At 44.0% G+C, this 19,152-nt stretch carries 12 protein-coding genes; 4 read left to right on the top strand and 8 right to left on the bottom strand.

Annotated features, from left to right (window positions below; genetic code table 11):
• Positions 1 to 42: 42 nt before the first annotated feature.
• The 3 genes from DXB58_RS00980 to DXB58_RS00970 form a co-directional block, all read right to left on the bottom strand.
• The gene (locus tag DXB58_RS00980) at positions 43 to 1,782 is read right to left on the bottom strand and encodes a pectinesterase family protein (protein ID WP_199487903.1); all 1,740 of its coding nucleotides are present in this window, start codon (positions 1,780 to 1,782) and stop codon (positions 43 to 45) included.
• A gap of 88 nt (positions 1,783 to 1,870) precedes the next feature.
• The gene (locus DXB58_RS00975) at positions 1,871 to 2,842 is read right to left on the bottom strand and encodes a pectinesterase family protein (RefSeq protein WP_122135607.1); all 972 of its coding nucleotides are present in this window, start codon (positions 2,840 to 2,842) and stop codon (positions 1,871 to 1,873) included.
• 9 nt (positions 2,843 to 2,851) lie between these two features.
• On the bottom strand, positions 2,852 to 4,051 hold the full coding sequence (locus DXB58_RS00970) for a glycoside hydrolase family 88 protein (RefSeq protein ID WP_122135606.1): 1,200 nt from the start codon (positions 4,049 to 4,051) through the stop codon (positions 2,852 to 2,854).
• Between the two features lie 301 nt (positions 4,052 to 4,352).
• On the opposite strand from DXB58_RS00970, the gene DXB58_RS00965 reads away from it, so the two are divergent.
• The 3 genes from DXB58_RS00965 (at position 4,353) to DXB58_RS00955 (ending at position 8,488) form a co-directional block, all read left to right on the top strand.
• Complete coding sequence (locus tag DXB58_RS00965; protein ID WP_122135605.1) at positions 4,353 to 5,759, top strand: PTS galactitol transporter subunit IIC; 1,407 nt, start codon at positions 4,353 to 4,355, stop codon at positions 5,757 to 5,759.
• A gap of 24 nt (positions 5,760 to 5,783) precedes the next feature.
• The gene (kduI, locus tag DXB58_RS00960) at positions 5,784 to 6,704 is read left to right on the top strand and encodes a 5-dehydro-4-deoxy-D-glucuronate isomerase (protein WP_122135694.1); all 921 of its coding nucleotides are present in this window, start codon (positions 5,784 to 5,786) and stop codon (positions 6,702 to 6,704) included.
• Between the two features lie 266 nt (positions 6,705 to 6,970).
• Positions 6,971 to 8,488 carry an MFS transporter gene (locus tag DXB58_RS00955; protein WP_199487904.1) on the top strand — a complete coding sequence of 506 codons (1,518 nt, stop codon included), beginning with the start codon at positions 6,971 to 6,973 and terminating at the stop codon, positions 8,486 to 8,488.
• Positions 8,489 to 8,882: 394 nt separating this feature from the next.
• Here DXB58_RS00955 and DXB58_RS00950 read toward each other — a convergent pair whose 3' ends face one another.
• The 5 genes from DXB58_RS00950 to DXB58_RS00930 all read right to left on the bottom strand — a co-directional run bounded on the left by DXB58_RS00950 (position 8,883) and on the right by DXB58_RS00930 (position 17,080).
• Positions 8,883 to 12,374 carry an AAA domain-containing protein gene (locus tag DXB58_RS00950; protein ID WP_122135604.1) on the bottom strand — a complete coding sequence of 1,164 codons (3,492 nt, stop codon included), beginning with the start codon at positions 12,372 to 12,374 and terminating at the stop codon, positions 8,883 to 8,885.
• Positions 12,337 to 13,179 (bottom strand): twin-arginine translocase subunit TatC, encoded by an 843-nt coding sequence (tatC, locus tag DXB58_RS00945; protein WP_187343971.1) that lies wholly within the window; start codon positions 13,177 to 13,179, stop codon positions 12,337 to 12,339. Before tatC ends, DXB58_RS00950 begins: the two co-directional genes overlap by 38 nt.
• 11 nt (positions 13,180 to 13,190) lie before the next feature.
• Positions 13,191 to 13,409, bottom strand: a complete 219-nt coding sequence (locus DXB58_RS00940; RefSeq protein WP_117934729.1) for a twin-arginine translocase TatA/TatE family subunit — start codon at positions 13,407 to 13,409, stop codon at positions 13,191 to 13,193.
• Positions 13,410 to 13,544: 135 nt separating this feature from the next.
• Positions 13,545 to 16,085 (bottom strand): bifunctional UDP-N-acetylmuramoyl-tripeptide:D-alanyl-D-alanine ligase/alanine racemase, encoded by a 2,541-nt coding sequence (locus tag DXB58_RS00935; protein ID WP_122135603.1) that lies wholly within the window; start codon positions 16,083 to 16,085, stop codon positions 13,545 to 13,547.
• Positions 16,061 to 17,080 carry a GSCFA domain-containing protein gene (locus DXB58_RS00930; protein WP_233527206.1) on the bottom strand — a complete coding sequence of 340 codons (1,020 nt, stop codon included), beginning with the start codon at positions 17,078 to 17,080 and terminating at the stop codon, positions 16,061 to 16,063. Before DXB58_RS00930 ends, DXB58_RS00935 begins: the two co-directional genes overlap by 25 nt.
• Positions 17,081 to 17,247: 167 nt before the next feature.
• On the opposite strand from DXB58_RS00930, the gene dxs reads away from it, so the two are divergent.
• Positions 17,248 to 19,152, top strand: a complete 1,905-nt coding sequence (gene dxs, locus DXB58_RS00925) for a 1-deoxy-D-xylulose-5-phosphate synthase (protein ID WP_009000402.1) — start codon at positions 17,248 to 17,250, stop codon at positions 19,150 to 19,152.

Raw genomic sequence — 19,152 nt, 5'->3', positions numbered from 1 at the left:
TGTTTTTTGCTTAGTAATTCATTTCTTTACAAATTCGTGAAGTCAACGTTTCACCGTTATCAGTTTGTTTCCGTACGCTACCGGATTCCATCCATCTTCGCCTACCAGTACAGTCGTGATCTCGTATCCTTGGAGGTTTTTCAGTTGTTGGGAGAAAGCGGCACGCACTTTCGGATTGGCTCCTTCGCCCCGGCTCTCATATTCGGCATAGAAGACTGTCTTTTCGTTCTCTTTCTTACCCCAATTATTCCAGCCAACAGGAAGAATATGTTTCCCCAGTTCGCAGCGAATAAATACAGCCTGTGCATACGGACGCCAGGGACGTGACAAATAGACCTTTGTAGCTTCCGCATCAGCCGTCAACCGGCAATCGTAGAAGACATAGCCGTACTTTTTCCCTTTATCGGTAGAGGGAGCAGTGACATAACCGTCGCGCTTGCTATGAATGTGGCAGCGATTGAAAACAGCGGTAGACCATCCGAAAATAAAATCGACTGTTCCTTCAATGTAGCAATCTTCGTAATATTGACGACTTTGCTTACCGTATGTGTAGAGAGTATCTTGAAAGCCCAGGAAACGACAGTTCTTAAAATAGGCACGATCGGCAGACACAAAGCAGGCAACTGCCTGTCCTACGGGACCTGATGAATTCTCGAAGGTGATGTTTTCTGCATAAAAATCGGGAGCATAGATGTAACAGCTGGACGAACCGGAAGTTCCCATGTTCTCACCGAATACATTTTTCTTGTTGGCAAAACCATCATAAGTCAATACCGCACCTTCTTCTCCAATCAGAGAAATATTGATTTTGGATTCAGGGATAATCAGTTTTTCTTTATAGGTACCCTTACGAACCAGAATCGTGGTACGCACTTCTTTGCGGAAATCAGGAACTGCATTGATTGCTTCCTGCACAGTAAAGAAATCACCGCTACCATCTTGAGCCACTACATAATCGTTATGACGGATATATTTCGCCAGTTCCGGAATTTCCTTGCCGATGGCATCCACCGCCAATCCGGCAATGGTTCGTGCTCCGTATACATTCAAGTGAGTATTGTCTTCACGGCCTTTCGGGAAGGCAGGCACCTGATTGGGCTCGACAAACATAAATAATTTCTTAGATTCTATGGGTCCAAGTCCTTGCACCAGGTCGTGAGTGATTTTATTCATATCAATGAAAGTCACTCCCAATTCTTTTGCCACATTGCGGGGAGCATCCAGATAAGCACCATGTGTATCGAATAAAACGGTTCCCTCTTTCGGTTGTTCCTTTTCTCCCGGTGTACGACGAACATCTTTTGCAATGACGTCATCCTTTGGTTGTACAAAGTTACGACGGACGATAGAGTTAAACAATACCGGTATTCCACCCTTGGCGCGGGTTTCATTTACATAGCGGCGAAGAATCTCATCAAAAGTTGTCCCCGGATCAGTGTGACGGGTAGAGTCTGCTTTCTCATCGTTATGGCCGAACTGAATAAAGACATAATCTCCTTTTTTCACTTTGGAAATCACTTTTTCCCAACGTCCTTCACTGATAAAGCTCTTGGAACTGCGTCCGTTAGCAGCATGGTTGTCTATCCGTATATCTTCAGAAAAGAATCCGGGAAGCACCATTCCCCAACCACGTTCGGGGTTTCCTCCATCTATTTTCTTGTTAGCCATGGTCGAATCGCCTATCATGAAGATAGTGATAACCGGTTTGTCCGCACGAAATGCAGAAAAAAGAATGAAAACTACTGCCAGCAGCCCCCACATTTTATGTCTTTGTGTCTTCATATTTATCTATAATTATAATACAACTAATAGTTTCAAGGCTTGAAACTGATAATCACAAGCGGGCTGGCAATCATTCGCCTTGCTTCTCTCATTTATAAGGATACCAGTTACTACTTTCTTTAAAGATGTTTTCCGGAGTATACTTCGCTACTTCCTTCTTCGTCAGTTGTTTGGCCCATGTTACACGTCCTGTCGTATCAGCACCTGCACCAGTATTTCCAAATTCGGCATAACGAGCTGTTTTTTCGTTCTCCGGATTCTTCCAGTTGTGCCATCCTTCGGGGCGGATGTGATTACCAAACTCACAATTAATAAAGACCGTTGCGGCATAAGGACGCCACGGACGACCCAGATATACTTTTTTCACGTCCGGAGCAGCTGTCAACTTGCAGTTCTTGAAGACATATCCGAATTCTTCACTTTGTGGGGTTGAAGCGGCCGTGATATATGAATCACGTTTGCTATGAAGCTCACAATATTCGAATAGAGCAGTGGAGGGACCAAAAATAAAATCGGTAGTCCCCTCGATATAACAATTGGTAAATAAGAGCCGTGTTCCTTCAGAACCTGTATAAATAGTATCCTGATTTCCCAGGAAACGGCAGTTGACAAACATGAGCCTGTCACCTTCGGTATGAAGGGCTACCGCCTGTCCCAATGGAGCCGCATTATTCTCAATCGTCAGATCCTTAAAAGTAATGTCATTTCCCTCTACTTTTACTGTATAGGTACGAAATGTCCCCATCTTATTGATGTTGGCATGATCGTCATAAGTGATAATCGTTTTCTCTGCACTTTCGCCCACCAGTTGAACATTCTTTACCCAAGAAGGGATGACCAGTTTTTCTTTATAGACACCATTCTTGATAAATATAGTTACCGTATAATCCATAAAAGTGCGGACAGCTTCCACTGCTTCCTGAATATTACGATAGTCTCCCGTCCCGTCACGTGTCACAATGATTGTGTCTTTGCGTTGCTGTTGCTGTGAATAAACAGATGTTGCTCCCACGCCAAGCAGAAGCAAACACATCATTCCTTTCAAAATAGTCCTTTTCATCGCTGGAAATTACTTTTGTAAACGTTCATATTCCAAGCTAGCCATAATAAAAGGTCCTACGGCTTTAGGATCATTATTGCGGATAGTTTCATTTATATAATAATCATAATCACCGGAACGGTACACCTTTCCTCCCAATCCTGCCACTGCACAAGCTTTGGTGATGGTTACCAATCCGTTTTTGTCCACTTCGATAAAATTATCGAGAAATCCCTTATAACCTTTCAGCGCTACATCCAAATAAGATTTATCAATATATCCCAGACGGACTGCCTTAAAGAGCGAATAAATAAACATAGCAGAGCAGGAAGATTCCACATAATTTCCCTTGTCCCCACTCCTGTCCATTACCTGATACCACCCTCCTGTCTTCGGGTCTTGAAGTTTCTTCACCTGCACAGCCACATTATTAAGGATATCCAGCAGGGAATCTCTTCCGGCTTCATGCAGCGGAATAAATTCAAGTACATCTACCAATGCCATCGCATACCATCCCATAGCACGTCCCCAAGTATGTTTCGACTGTCCGGTCACCGGATCTGCCCAACGTTCGGTACGACTTACATCGCACGCATGGCGATAAAGACCGTTCTTAGGGTCATACGTATGGCGCGCACAGGTGATAAATTGGTTGATTACATCTGCATAATCCTGCGGAAGATTATTACGGAAAGCATATTCAGCATAAAAAGGAGCTCCCATGTAAATCCCGTCCAGCCACATCTGATGAGGATAAATCTTTTTGTGCCAGAAACCACCGTCTTCATTGCGCGGCTGTCCTTCAAACTGGCTATAAAGCAGATCGAGCGCTTTTTTATATTTAGGATTCTTCGTTTGCTCATAGATACGGAAAAGAATTTTTCCGGAGTTGATACGGTCGAGACTATAATCAGTTAGTTTATAAGCTGTAATGCTTCCGTCGTCGTGCACCATTGTATCTGCGTATGCGATGGCGTAATCGCGAATTTTCTTGTCGCCATAAGTGTCGTAAACATCGAGCATGGCTCCCAATTCAAGTCCGTGGCAATAGTCCCACTTCAATTTCGGTTGAAAATCGAGCTGCCAGGATTGCGGGTAACGGATCATTTCCGATTCAGTCAATCGTACAGACCAGGGCAACTTGCTGTCGACCTGCTGCGCTGATACCGAAACAGTCATTGTAACCAATAAAGCCAATATAAAAAAATTATAAAAAGGAGTTTGTCTCATGGTTTGTTATTTTAAGGATTCAACATAGTCTTTTTTCACGCTACGAAAGTAGTGCTTTTCCTCCAAACCCGGTAGGAATTTTTAGTCAAGTAGGTGCATTTTTTGTTTTTCGTGCACGGAAACGACTAATTTTGTGCACGCAAACGTCAAAAATGTCCATTTTTGATGCAATATCTAATAAATTAAGAGTTTCGTTTTGGAAGAAAGCAAAAAAGGTCTTACTTTTGGCACGGTTTACAACTAATACCCTCTGGGGAAACACTGGAAATTTATCATTAAAACAGAGAAAAAATAGAACAGAATGGAAGAAGTATTCAAGTACATTATCGGTCTTGGAGCGGCAGTGATGATGCCGGTCATTTTCACAATCTTAGGAGTATGTATCGGTATTAAATTCTCTAAAGCGCTGAAAAGCGGTTTATTGGTAGGTGTCGGTTTCGTTGGTTTATCGGTAGTGACAGCGTTGCTTACCAGCAGCCTGGGCCCTGCATTAAGTAAAATGGTAGAAATCTACGGATTGGAACTGGGAATTTTCGACATGGGATGGCCTTCTGCAGCAGCAGTTGCCTACAACACCTCTGTCGGTGCTTTTATTATCCCGGTTTGTCTGGGCGTTAACTTGCTGATGTTGCTTACCAAAACAACCCGCACTGTCAACATCGACCTTTGGAACTACTGGCATTTCGCCTTTATCGGAGCGATCGTTTATTTTGCTTCCGACAATATCTTCTGGGGATTCTTCGCAGCAATCATCTGCTACATCATTACATTGGTAATGGCGGATATGACTGCTCCCGCTTTTCAAAAGTTCTATGATAAAATGGAGGGTATCTCTATTCCACAACCCTTCTGCCAAAGTTTTGTTCCGTTTGCTATTGTAATCAATAAACTACTTGATAAAATTCCGGGATTCGACAAACTGAATATCGACTCCGAAGGTATGAAAAAGAAATTCGGACTGATGGGTGAACCGTTGTTCCTGGGTATTGTCATCGGTTGTGGTATCGGAGCATTGGGTTGTGCCAGCTGGAAAGAAGTATTGGATGGTATTCCGGGTATTTTAGGATTAGGTATCAAGATGGGTGCAGTAATGGAATTGATTCCACGTATCACCAGCCTTTTCATCGAAGGTTTGAAACCGATTTCTGACGCTACCCGTGAGTTGATCGCTAAAAAATATAAGAGTAACACCGGTTTGAGCATCGGCATGAGCCCTGCACTGGTTATCGGTCACCCGACTACGTTGGTGGTATCCCTGCTTTTGATTCCTGTTACAATCTTCCTGGCTGTTATCCTTCCGGGCAACCGTTTCTTACCTTTGGCCTCTCTGGCAGGTATGTTCTATCTGTTCCCGATGATTCTGCCTATTACAAAAGGTAACGTAGTGAAATCATTCATTATCGGTCTGGTAGCTTTGATCGTAGGTCTGTATTTCGTAACCGAACTGGCAGGCTTCTTCACAATGGCTGCTAAAGATGTATATGCTGCAACAGGCGACCCGACAGTAAATATCCCCGCCGGTTTTGAAGGTGGAGCACTCGACTTCGCTTCCAGCCTCTTCTGCTGGGGTATCTTCCACCTGACTTATAGTCTGAAGATTATCGGTCCTGCCATCCTTGTGGCACTGGCACTCGGAATGGCTATCTACAACCGTATCCGCATGACCCGGAATGACGCAAAAAATGCAGCAATGAATAATAAAGAATAATATAAATACTATAAAGAAAAGATGATGAAAAAATTAGCAATTGCAATGATGTTGGGTATCGCAGCGATGTCTGCTTCTGCCCAGGTGAATTACAAGATGCAAGTGGCTTGCAATCCGCAAGACGTGAAAACGTATGATACTAACCGCTTGCGTAGTAGCTTCCTGATGGAAAAAGTGATGGTTCCAAACGAAATCAATGTCACTTATTCAATGTACGACCGCCTGATCTTCGGTGGCGCAGTACCTGCAACTAAAGAGCTGGTACTTGAAACAATCGACCCGCTGAAAGCTAAATTCTTCCTCGAACGTCGCGAACTGGGTGTCATCAATGTGGGTGGCGAAGGTATCGTAACTGTAGACGGTAAAGAATACGTGCTGAAATTCAAAGATGCTTTGTATGTAGGTAGAGGCAAGCAGAAAGTGACTTTCAAGAGTAAAGACTCCAACAATCCCGCCAAGTTCTACATCAACTCGGCTACTGCCCACAAAGAATACAAAACTCAATTGATTACTATCGACGGACGCAAAGGCTCGCTGAAAGCGAACTCATTTGCTGCCGGAAAGATGGAAGAAAGCAACGATCGCGTTATCAACCAGTTGATTGTTAACAATGTGCTTGAAGAAGGTCCTTGCCAATTGCAGATGGGATTGACAGAATTGAAACCGGGTAGTGTATGGAATACGATGCCGGCACACACTCACTCTCGTCGTGTGGAAGCATACTTCTATTTCAATGTACCGGCAGGCAATGCTATCTGCCACTTCATGGGCGAACCTCAAGAAGAGCGTATCGTATGGATGCAAAACGAGCAGGCTATCATGTCACCGGAATGGTCTATCCACGCTGCTGCCGGAACAAGCAACTATATGTTTATCTGGGGTATGGCAGGTGAAAACCTCGACTACGGAGACATGGACAAGATCAAATATACAGAAATGCGCTAACCGTTGCGTATTCCTACTCATATATATAATCAATGATCCGAAAAACTTCATTCTTTTCTCTTACGGGAGAAAGGGATGAAGTTTTCCGGATTTTACATATTCTTCCCCCAAAGAACAAACACCTCGTTACCTATTATATATAAGATGTAACAAAATCCATATATAATGCAACGAATAATACATGATTTTGACCAATTTTTACAAATAAAATTCAGTCGAAATACCGACCTTTGTCAACGAAACAAAATCTATTTAAATCCATTATCATGAATGCATTTCAAAAAACAGGCGAAAAGATGACAAACTACAGATGGACCATCTGTGCTATGCTATTTTTTGCTACTACAGTTAACTATCTCGACCGTCAGGTTCTCTCATTGACGTGGGACGAGTTTATCAAACCGGAATTCCACTGGGATGAATCTCACTACGGTACTATTACTTCTGTTTTCTCCATTGTATACGCTATATGTATGCTGTTTGCCGGTCGCTTTGTCGATTGGATGGGAACTAAAAAAGGATTTTTATGGGCCATCGGTGTATGGTCGGCAGGTGCTTGTCTTCATGCCGTTTGCGGTATCGTTACAGAAGCACAGGTAGGTCTGCATAGTGCAGCAGAACTGGCAGGTGCCACAGGAGATGTGGTGGTGACCATTGCTACTGTCAGTATGTACTGTTTCCTCGCTGCCCGCTGTATCCTTGCTTTAGGAGAAGCCGGTAACTTCCCCGCTGCAATTAAAGTAACTGCAGAGTATTTCCCTAAGAAAGACCGTGCTTACGCTACTTCTATCTTCAACGCCGGTGCTTCTATCGGTGCATTGATCGCTCCTCTTACCATTCCTATCCTGGCAAAAATGTTCGGTTGGGAAATGGCATTTATCGTAATTGGTGGACTTGGTTTCATCTGGATGGGATTCTGGGTATTCATGTATGATGCTCCGTCGAAAAGCAAACATGTTAACCAGGCAGAGCTTGATTATATCGAGCAAGACCAGCGTGAAGCAGGTAGCGCTCCGATGGCAGACGAGAAGGATGAAAAGAGAATGAAATTCTGGCAATGTTTCAGCTACAAGCAGACATGGGCTTTCATCTTTGGTAAGTTCACCACCGACGGTGTATGGTGGTTCTTCCTTTTCTGGACTCCGTCTTACCTGAATACTCAATTCGGTATCAAAACTTCCGATCCGCTGGGTATGGCATTGATCTTTACGCTTTATGCAGTGACGATGTTGTCTATCTACGGTGGTAAATTGCCTACTATCTTTATCAACAAAACAGGTATGAATCCGTATGCAGCCCGTATGAAAGCGATGTTGATCTTCGCCTTCTTCCCATTGGTTGTATTGTTGGCACAGCCGTTAGGTACGGTTTCTCCATGGTTCCCGGTTATTTTGATCGGCATCGGTGGGGCCGCTCACCAGTCCTGGTCGGCTAACATCTTCTCTACCGTAGGTGATATGTTCCCAAGAACTGCTATCGCAAGTATCACTGGTATCGGTGGTATGGCAGGTGGTTTCGGCTCCATGATTCTTCAGAAAGTGGCAGGTAACTTATTCGTATATGCTTCCGGAACAACGATGGTTGACGGCAAAGAAGTGGAAATGACGAAAGAGTTGCTGGAACAGGGAGCGCAATTTGTACACCCTGCCATGACATTCATGGGCTTTGAGGGTAAACCGGCCGGATATTTCATTATCTTCTGCGTATGTGCAGTAGCTTATCTGATTGGCTGGATCATCATGAAAGCATTAGTTCCGAAATACAAACCTATCGTATTGGATTAATTCCATTTCAATAGATACTATCAATAAAAACAAAAGAGTAATCCGGCGCCGGATTACTCTTTTGTTTTTTAACCAATTATTCAAAAAAATGAAAAAATAAAAAAGCCTCTTCTCACGAAGAAGGCTTTTTAGGTTTACTTATCCTGCATCATCCTCCTGCAAAATATTTAAACGTAACACTAAAAACAGTGTTTTTGCATTCCTATAATGAAGTATAGTAAACGTTAAGATGAAAAAAAGGGAAGTCTCACGACTTCCACAATTCTTCTAACCTTAAATCTAAATCTCTATGAAAAAAACGTGTTGCAAATATAGGCGTTTGTTCTATATAGAGGTGTTAATGAATTGCATAAAGAGAGAATAAAAACTAACATCTGCAAAATGATGCAATTTTTCAGAAGCCTTCTATTAAATTTAATAAACTTTTATAGAGTGGATTACGTTCCAGGAGTTCGGGAACTCCTGTGATGAACATCTGTTTCCTTGCACGGGTCAAGGCAACATTCAGTTTCCGGTCAATCAAAACACCCTCTTCTTCCGTCAGATTGGATAGAAATTTTAATTGATAAGGGTAGTTGACACAGAAGGAATAGATTATTACATCACGCTCGCTTCCCTGGAACCGTTCCACGGTGTCAACCAGAATGCGATTCAGAGCCGGAATGCCAACTGATTCTATTTCTTTTTTAATCAATGCTATCTGACTTCGGTAAGGAGTAATGATTCCTAAAGTACGGGATTCGTCAAAATCCGACTGATGGCGTTCATAAATGCGAACGGCCAAATCTGCAACGATACGTGCTTCCGAATAGTTGATTTTGGCAGATGCACCCGCTTTCTCCGGCACAGACGGATAAAAGGCCAAACGGCGAATCGTGTCAGAGTCCTCTATTTGATGAGGTAGTCCGACAGGAATCAGACGACCTCCGTAAAAAGCACGATTGGCGAATAAGGCAACTTCCGGATGCATGCGTCCCTGACGACAAAGCATATCATAGGAACGATGAATAGCGGACGATGAACAGGCTGCCGTACAGTTCCGATAAAGACGTTCGAACAAAGAATCTTTCAGATTGCTCAACCCGATAGACAGTAATGATTCATCATAGATTGCCGACTGTTCGGTATTTTGCTGCACAACAGCAGGCAGTTGCTTATGATCTCCGATCAATACAAACTTATCAATTGCATTTTTCCCATCTTCTCCACGGGCACAGAGAATACCTAGTAACTGCGGCTCCAATATTTGAGTAGCCTCATCAATGATAGCCACATCAAAATGCTTCAGACGGAATAGTTCGGGTTTACCGGAAATAGCCGCTACCGTTCCCACAATAATCCGGCAATTCCGGATACGCTCGTAGACCTCTGAACGACGGTTGCAGGAAGATAACTCATTTTCAATCAGATGCTCCCGATAGGCTTCATCGCAAGATAATTCATTTCCTACCCGGATAAAATCAACTGCAGGAGCAATGGAAGCCAACGACTTGCATATCTCATCAACCGCCCGGTTGGTATAGGAAAGCAAAAGAATCTGTGCATCCTTGTCTGCATGAAAAGTTTCTACCATTTTCTTTAAGGCACACGAAGTCTTGCCCGTTCCCGGAGGTCCGATAAGAAGGAAATAATCCTGTGCGGCTTTTGCTTTCAAGGCAACTCGTGTAAAATCATCCTTCGAACAGGAAATGAGAGAATCCAATGATTCATCAAACCTCGGAGGACGCTGTGATAACAACAAGTCCCGGCGTTCCTGTGTAGCGGAAAGGTAGGTGTACAAGCCCTGATACATGGAGCGGAATGTCGTATCCATCGTATCATGTTCTATCGCATAGAGACTTTCGGCAGGAAGTACGGATGGATTCTGCTGGGTAGAACGCAAGCGAATACCTATTTCGTTTTCCGTCAGGTACTCTATATTGCCCTTGAAAACCATTTTATTGGTGACATTATCTGTATCGCAATTCCGCTCATAAAGGATGATGGCGTCTCCTTGACGGAAATTAGGGAGAAAAGTTTCAGTTTCAAGAGCTTCACTACTGATAGTCTTACTTTCAGAGGTTTCATTTTCAGTAATGTTATTTCTGGTAGTTTTATCTACGGTTATCTTATTTCCCAAAGCATCCCCAACCTTTTCCCTTTGAAAGAAAGTAAAAGTAAGTCCGGCTTTATGTTCATCAGCAGCATGGTTCTCCTTTATTTTCAGATCATAAATGATTTCTCCGGCCTCACATTTCTCGGCCAATGTAGAGAGCCACAAAGAAGCTGCCCCTGTACGTCCCTCATAATCCACGTCACCGGATTTTGAGGTATAAAGTTCCTTTGTTATAAAGTTGTACACCGCATAGAAGTAATTCTTTTCCAATGCGGAAAGAGCTTTCAGTTTCGATTGAAAGTTATCAATAGAAGGACGCAGGTATGTTTCCCAGAAACGCCCTTTCAATCCTCGTTCATTCAAGGTGGAAGCATTGATTTCTTCCAGTTTTTGCGACGTATATTCGAGGCTGTTTCGTAATTGGATGCCATATTCATCAGCTACAATCCGGTTACGCAAATCAATTACCCGGCGTACCATCGCCCACGAAGGACGGGAAGGGTAAAGAAGCGGATAGCGGGTATAAAGCAAATAGGCTTTCACTTTCCGGTGATCCATTCCCATCGAATATTGCAATACCGCCTGATAAAGCAACATCTGTACCTTATTATTCTCTTTCGGTTCTACCTTGCCCCGGATAGCATACTCATCCGCTTTACCGGATTTCATTTCGATGAAAGAAGACATATCCCGCTGCATATAGTCAAGACGTCCCTGAAGTCCGAGTGCCTCGCAAATATAAGATGGTTCGAGCACGGCATCTGTTTTGTCAAGCTCATAGCCGGCTGCATGAAAGGTGTCATTTACTGTTTCACGAATATGATCGAAGTGCAATTTGCAGTCTTCAAAGAATTGGCGTTCTTTCTCCTTGTCTCGCAAATCAGAACAGGCGGCCAGTTCAATAGGATAACGCCGGAAGGCTTTCTGCATACAGGTACGATAGTCTATCTCTTCGCTCTTTGCATGAATCCATTCGTCCAGAAAAAGGTTGGCTATATTTCCCAGTAATAAAGGACGGGCATTTTCGATTGGTTGAAGACGGGAAAGAAAATAGTTGGCCGGATGGTGTCCGTAGTCACGGAAACACTCGGCAAGGGAACTGATGTCGAGCAAGTAATCCGGTTCGAGTACGATAAAAGAAGGGGTCAGGATTCCTGCTTCATCGATGGCTACATCCAATAAGTTAACTTGCGCATGACGCCAAAGCTGCTTGCACGTTTCTGCAAACTCTTCATTGATTTGGGGAACATTATAACGGACAAGGTATGGTTGCTCCGAAACTTCATCCAAGGGAGTCACATACAGATATTGTTCATCGGCATACTGGAAACAGACACGCATCCGCTGTACCCGTTCGCGGGCAGGAGGCGCAACCAAATAGGTAGCATCCGCACGCGGAAGTAGTCGATATAGTTCCAGAGGAATATCTTCATCCAAAAGTTTACGGATAAAGAAAGCTAGGGTTTTCGCATCCCGCAAGAGTTGTTCCCGGTTGGGCTCTTGTTGACGGTTCAGGATAGCATTTGAAGTTAACCGGAAGGTATGCAGCCGGTTCTGCTCTGCAACAGAAAGACCCACCTTAGCCGACACAAAACTAATTCGTGCGGAAAGGTCGGTCATCTGTAAACTTTCGTTTTGCATTTGCGCGCGACAAATGCGTTCCAGCAAGTCGCGCATTTGCTTATATCCTACGGCAAGATAGGCATCTTCTGCCCGGCAAACTGCTAAAAGTAATTCATAAGATTCTATCGCTTCACTCTTCGGACAGGGCAACTTCATCTCCAGCTTCATCTTCTACTTCCTCTTCCTCTTCGGTTTTCTTCTTGTCTTTTATCATCAAAATACTCATCTCGTACAACAGATAAAGTGGAATAGCTACGACACTCAATGTGAAGGGGTCGCCTGTCGGAGTAATAATAGCAGCTGCTATCACGATGACAACCACCGCATGACGGCGGTATTTCCGCAAGAAAGACTTGTTCACTACTCCCAGTAAAGAAAGCAGCCATGTAACCAATGGAAGTTCAAAAGCCAATCCCATGCAGAGAACCAGCATCATAAAATTATCTATATAGGAATTGAGCGACAAGATGTTCTCCACTTCCGAGCTCAACTGATAGGTAGACAGGAAACGGAGCGTCAATGGATATACCATAAAGTAACCTAACAGGACACCGATGAAGAACATCACTGTTCCGATAGTCAATGCTTTACGTACTCCTTTTCTCTCATTCGGATAAAGAGCGGGATTGATGAAACGCCATATTTCAAAGAAGAGATAAGGCATAGCTGTCACAACCGACATCCAAAAAGCTGTCGACATGTGAATAAAGAATGGAGCAGCCAAGTTAATATTGACTAGCTTCACGTAAAATTTTTGCGTAAAAAAATCATCGGTCAAATCAAATGTCTTCCCGATATGCCGTAATAAATCGTAGAATATGAAATCATTGTGGCAAGGTGCCAGTATCACATGATCGAAAAGATAGGGCATAGCAATGAAGTAGCCTATCGCCAATACAAACCAAATTCCAATCACCCGAAAAAGTACCTTACGCAGTTCATCCAAATGATCCCAAAAGGTCATTTCTGCCATCCGTACTTGCTTTACTTACCTGTGTCAGCAGGTTTATCCAGATCTTCTTTTGCCTTGTTTATTTCATCTTTTGCTTCGTTCACACCGTCTTTGAAGCTCTTCACGCCTTTGCCTAATCCGCGCATCAGTTCAGGTATTTTCTTTCCACCAAAAAGAAGAAGGATAACCAAAGCGATAATAATCCATTCGGACCCACTAGGCAAAAAGCCTAACAATAATAAGTTTGTCATAAGTTTATTTGATAAAGAGGTTTTTAATAGTTGCTGCAAATATAATACTTTCACCACAGAGTAACGCAGAGTTCCACAGAGTTTTTTATTTTTATTTCGTTTGCTCTGTGAGGCTCCATGCCACTCCGGAGTGAATTAATCCTGATAATATACCCGCTTCACCCGTGTCGATATACTTGTCAACACTTCGTAAGGGATTGTATCCAGCGTATCGGACAAAACCGTAATCGGAAGATCATCACCGAAAATGATGGCCTGATCGCCTTCCCGGCAGTCGATGTCCGTTACATCTATCATGCACACATCCATGCAGATATTACCCACATAAGGAGCTTTCTTTCCGTTCACCAGGCAATAAGCATTGCCACGTCCCAAATGACGGTTTAATCCATCCGCATAGCCGATAGGAATAGCTGCAATACGCGAAGGGCGTACCAGATGTCCCATCCGGCTATATCCCACCGTATCTTCCTGGGGAACATCCCTAATCTGAAGAATGGTAGTTTTGAGCGTACTCACATTATGTATAATCGAATTGTCTATCGGGCTAACGCCATAAAGTCCGATTCCCAAACGTACCATATCAAACTGTGCATCGGGGAAACGTTCGATTCCTGCCGTATTGCAAATATGGCGCAGAATCTTGTGAGAGAAAGCGGCCTGCAATTCCTGCGAACCTTTCTCGAACAATTCAATCTGTTCACGGGTGAAAGCGTCGAACTGCGGCGAATCACTTCCTACAAAATGAGAGAATACCGAACGGGGGATCACCGCACTCTGATTCTTCAGACGACGAATGAGCAATGGTATATCTTCTACCGCAAAGCCCAGACGGTGCATACCTGTATCCAGTTTCACATGAATCGGGAAGTTGGTGATTCCTTCTTTTTCTGCCGCTTTGATGAGCGCATCGAGCAGATGAAAATTATAGACTTCCGGTTCCAGCTTATAATCGAACATGGTTTTGAATGCCGTAAGCTCCGGATCCATGATTATAATAGAGGTGGTAATACCTGCTTTACGAAGTTCGGAACCTTCGTCAGCCACGGCCACAGCCAGATAATCGACATGGTGTTCCTGCAAGCTCTTGGCTATTTCGTACGAACCGGCTCCGTAAGCGGATGCTTTCACCATACAGATCACCTTTGTTTCCGGATGGCGAAGCATGGAACGGTAATGGTTCAGATTGGCGACCATCGCTCCGAGGTTTACTTCAAGGATGGTTTCATGCACCTTCAATTCAAGTTCTTCGGATACCAAATCAAAGTTGAACACGCGCGAACCTTTTACCAGAATTACTTCCGAATGAAGTGATTTGAGTATGCCGGATGTTAGAAGTGCTTCTGTGTTAGGAAAGAAGTAACGTTCGAGATCGTCATCAAAACGAGCGGAACAGGAGGATATTTCCTGCCCTACACCAATCAGTTTATTTATTCCTTTACTCTGCACCAACTGTGCTACACGTCGATAAAGCGTAGCGGTACTTTGTCCGGTTTCCAGTATATCCGACAGGATCAGTGTCCGTTTCAAGCCTTTCTTTTCCGAACGACGTACCAGAAAGTCGAGTGCAATATCCAACGATGCCAGGTCTGAATTATAACTATCATTAATCAATACGCAGTTATTCTTTCCTTCTTTCACTTCCAGACGCATGGCAATCGGTTCGAGACGGGCCATCCGTTCGGTGATCTGGTCGGCAGGTGTCATCAGGTAAAGACAAGCCGCCAGGCAATTCAGCACATTTTCAATGGAAGCGTCATCGATGAAAGGAATACAGAATGTATTATCCATTTCCAGATAACGATAGGATATAACGGTATGATCTTCTTTCTTGATTACACGGCTGATATACAACGGACGTTCAATATCCCTACGGCTCCAGGCTATTTCACGTGCAGTCAGCATTGATTTTGCGACACAATTACTGATTAATTCGTTATCGCCGTTGTAAATCACTACATCGCAATCTTTGAAAAGCGTCAGCTTCTCCATGCATTTCTCTTGCAATGAGAAGAAATTTTCCTGATGGGCACCGCCGATATTGGTCAGAATACCAATGGTAGGCTTTATCATTCGTTTCAAGGCTCCCATCTCTCCCATTTCGGAGATGCCGGCTTCGAAGATGCCCAGTTCTGCTTCTTCTGAAAGTTGCCATACAGAAAGAGGAACTCCGATCTGCGAATTATAGCTACGCGGAGAACGGACGATACAACGATCCGGACTAAGTAACTGATGCAACCACTCTTTCACAATGGTTTTTCCATTGCTTCCGGTAATACCGATAACAGGGATTTTAAATTTATCACGATGCGCTTCGGCAAGCTTCTGCAAAGCCTTCAGAGGATTGGGAACGATAAGGAAATTGAGAGTTGAGAGTTGAGAATTGAGAATTGGCTGCGCATCATCATCCTGCCCAGATTTCTCCATTTTCAATTCTCCATTCTCAATTAATTTAAAGTCTTCTTCTGTTATTACAAAATTGCGTACGCCCCGGTCGTATAATTCGGGGATATAACGGACTCCGCTATTTCGTTTGGTAGTTAAAGCAAAAAAGAGAGTTTCTTCCGGAAAACTCAAAGAGCGGCTGTCTGTTAACAGCCAATCAATAGTCGCTTTATGTTTGCCCATACGGCGGGCACCGATACTTTTGGCTATGGATTCAATCGCATATGACATAGTTCTGTTTCTTTTTGAAAATCTAAGTACGGGTATTTTCCGATAAGTCGTTCTATTTTTAACACTATTTGTCCTAAAAAGCGTTGATACGCCTCTGACTCGGGGTGAAAGGGTTTATGTGCCAAGTCCCGGCGGATGTCCTGCACTGCCATGATAACCTGCTTTGTTTCAGCGGAAAAGAAGGTTTCGGAGAAGCGTTCCCACAGGTAACGAATCGCCAGAGGAGACGGATGCAGCATATCGTCAGCATAGAAGCGATAATCACGCAATTCGTCTAATATGATTTCATAAGAGGGGAAGTAGAACACTCGTTCCGGGAACAATTGCTGCAACCGGTCGATGGCCAGTAACAACGTAGATTTACTTAATTGATTGGCGTGCATTCCGTCGCGTATATGACGGATCGGGCTGACTGTAAACAGCCATTTTAATTCCGGATTGCAGGCTGCCATTCCGGTGATGAGCGCTGTATAATCTTCTACAATTTCTTCAACAGTAAGCCGGTAACGTAAGAAATGGTTTTCCGGCAGTTGATGGCAGTTGGCTACCACTTGCCCACTCTCTTTTTGTTTATAAACATAAGCGGTGCCCAAAGTTACCATTAGCCAGTTCAACTCCGGCAGTCTTTGATGGGCGTGATGAAGACGGGCATTTATGGTATGCAACGTTTCTTCGGGCATAAAAGCTGAAAAAGAGCCGTGATGCATCGGACTATGCCATAAGTCTTTGTAGGCAAACAAATCCTGGCTGGTATATTCTTTATTTCCCATAATCTCTCTCAAAGCGGATGAGACGGACAAAGGATTATAAAGGATACCAAAAGGATTCAGATCCAGCTGAAACCCAGCGTCCATTAATTGTCTCCCGATATTTTCTGCAAAACAGGAGCCCATCAGAAGAATACGATCTGCATGACTGACAGGTGGCATCCCGGCAGGCAATTCTACAGATGTTTGAAAGTTCATACGATTTTCCATCATTTCATTACGTTTCATGTGCAAAAGTAATCAAAAAACAATTTCCTACCTCTTTTTCCTCACGATTCAATAATCTTAGGGAGTATGGAAAAACAGATACGTCCCTATGCCGAATAAGATTTTATAAAAAAAAGGGGGGCGAATATACTTTCTTTTCGTATTTTTGCACTAAATTTCCTCGAATCATGAAGAATGAACCGATATATAACTTGCTAAACACTATCAATTATCCTGACGACCTGCGAAGACTAGACGTAGAGCAACTGCCGGAGGTATGTAGTGAATTAAGGCAAGACATTATTAAAGAACTCTGCTGCAACCCGGGGCATTTTGCTGCCAGTCTGGGAACAGTGGAGCTGACCGTAGCTTTACACTACGTCTACAATACACCTTATGACCGTATTGTATGGGACGTGGGACATCAGGCATACGGTCACAAAATACTGACAGGACGCCGTGAAGCCTTTTCTACGAACAGGAAACTCGGAGGAATCCGTCCTTTCCCGTCTCCGGAAGAAAGCGAATATGATACTTTCACGTGCGGACATGCTTCCAATTCTATTTCTGCAGCTCTCGGTATGGCTGTCGCAGCCGCCAGGAAAGGAGATGCCAAACGCCATGTAGTAGCCATCATCGGCGACGGTTCCATGAGTGGCGGACTGGCTTTTGAAGGACTGAACAATGCATCTGCCACGTCGAACAACCTGCTCATTATCCTGAATGACAATGACATGGCCATTGACCGGAGTGTAGGAGGTATGAAGCAGTATCTCGTCAACCTGACAACTTCCAACCGCTATAATCAGCTACGTTTCAAGCTCTCGCGCATGTTGTTCAAGCTCGGCATCCTAAACGAAGAACGCCGCAAAGCGCTCATACGTTTCGGGAACAGCCTGAAATCAATGGCTGCACAGCAACAGAATATTTTCGAAGGGATGAATATCCGTTACTTCGGTCCGATAGACGGACACGACGTAAAGAATCTGGCAAGAGTATTGCGCGACATCAAAGATATGCAAGGACCTAAAATCCTGCATCTGCATACTATCAAAGGAAAAGGATTCGGACCGGCAGAAAAGCACGCTACCGAATGGCATGCTCCCGGCAAATTCGATCCGGTCACCGGCGAACGTTTCATTGCTAACACTGAAGGAATGCCTCCGCTTTTCCAGGATGTATTCGGAAATACATTGGTAGAGCTTGCCGAAGCCAATCCGAAGATTGTCGGTGTCACTCCTGCCATGCCTAGCGGTTGTTCGATGAATATACTGATGGAGAAAATGCCCAAACGCGCGTTTGATGTAGGCATTGCCGAAGGACATGCGGTTACTTTCTCCGGTGGAATGGCAAAAGACGGACTGCAACCATTCTGCAATATCTATTCTTCTTTTATGCAACGCGCGCATGATAATATCATTCATGACGTAGCGATTCAGAATCTCCCTGTTGTTTTGTGCCTTGACCGTGCCGGCTTGGTTGGCGAAGACGGTCCCACTCATCACGGAGCTTTTGATATGGCATGTTTGCGTCCAATCCCCAATCTGACGATCAGTTCGCCCATGGACGAACATGAATTACGTCGCTTGATGTATACGGCACAATTACCGGACAAGGGCCCGTTCGTGATTCGTTACCCTCGTGGACGAGGTGTATTAGTAGACTGGAAGTGTCCATTGGAAGAGATTCCGGTGGGAAAAGGACGAAAACTGAAAGAGGGCAACGACCTTGCGGTTATCACTATCGGACCTATAGGAAACATAGCTGCCCGTGCCATCACCCGGGCAGAAGCTGATTTCGGTCTGTCGATCGCCCATTACGATTTGCGTTTCCTGAAACCGCTGGACGAAGAGCTGTTACATGAGGTAGGACGCAAATTCCAACGTGTCCTGACTATCGAAGACGGGATTATCAAAGGCGGGATGGGTAGTGCTATCCTTGAATTTATGGCAGACAACGAATACAAACCAACCGTGAAGCGTATCGGTATCCCCAACCTATTTGTAGAGCATGGATCAGTTGCCGAACTGTATCAACTGTGCGGCATGGATGAAGAAGGGATTCTGACTAAAATAAAAGAATTTATCAATTGA

The organism is Bacteroides sp. OM05-10AA, assembly GCF_003439055.1.
GTDB lineage: Bacteria > Bacteroidota > Bacteroidia > Bacteroidales > Bacteroidaceae > Bacteroides > Bacteroides intestinigallinarum.
Note: the sequence above shows the minus strand (reverse complement) of the source record. Positions and strands in the feature narration are given on the sequence as shown.

Bases quoted from the DNA above. Each gene is read 5' to 3' on its own strand.
- DXB58_RS00980 (WP_199487903.1), bottom strand. From the start codon at position 1,782: ATGAAGACACAAAGACATAAAATGTGGGGGCTGCTGGCAGTAGTTTTC.
- DXB58_RS00975 (WP_122135607.1), bottom strand. From the start codon at position 2,842: ATGAAAAGGACTATTTTGAAAGGAATGATGTGTTTGCTTCTGCTTGGC.
- DXB58_RS00970 (WP_122135606.1), bottom strand. From the start codon at position 4,051: ATGAGACAAACTCCTTTTTATAATTTTTTTATATTGGCTTTATTGGTT.
- DXB58_RS00965 (WP_122135605.1), top strand. From the start codon at position 4,353: ATGGAAGAAGTATTCAAGTACATTATCGGTCTTGGAGCGGCAGTGATG.
- kduI (WP_122135694.1), top strand. From the start codon at position 5,784: ATGAAAAAATTAGCAATTGCAATGATGTTGGGTATCGCAGCGATGTCT.
- DXB58_RS00955 (WP_199487904.1), top strand. From the start codon at position 6,971: ATGAATGCATTTCAAAAAACAGGCGAAAAGATGACAAACTACAGATGG.
- DXB58_RS00950 (WP_122135604.1), bottom strand. From the start codon at position 12,374: ATGAAGCTGGAGATGAAGTTGCCCTGTCCGAAGAGTGAAGCGATAGAA.
- tatC (WP_187343971.1), bottom strand. From the start codon at position 13,179: ATGGCAGAAATGACCTTTTGGGATCATTTGGATGAACTGCGTAAGGTA.
- DXB58_RS00940 (WP_117934729.1), bottom strand. From the start codon at position 13,409: ATGACAAACTTATTATTGTTAGGCTTTTTGCCTAGTGGGTCCGAATGG.
- DXB58_RS00935 (WP_122135603.1), bottom strand. From the start codon at position 16,085: ATGTCATATGCGATTGAATCCATAGCCAAAAGTATCGGTGCCCGCCGT.
- DXB58_RS00930 (WP_233527206.1), bottom strand. From the start codon at position 17,080: ATGAAACGTAATGAAATGATGGAAAATCGTATGAACTTTCAAACATCT.
- dxs (WP_009000402.1), top strand. From the start codon at position 17,248: ATGAAGAATGAACCGATATATAACTTGCTAAACACTATCAATTATCCT.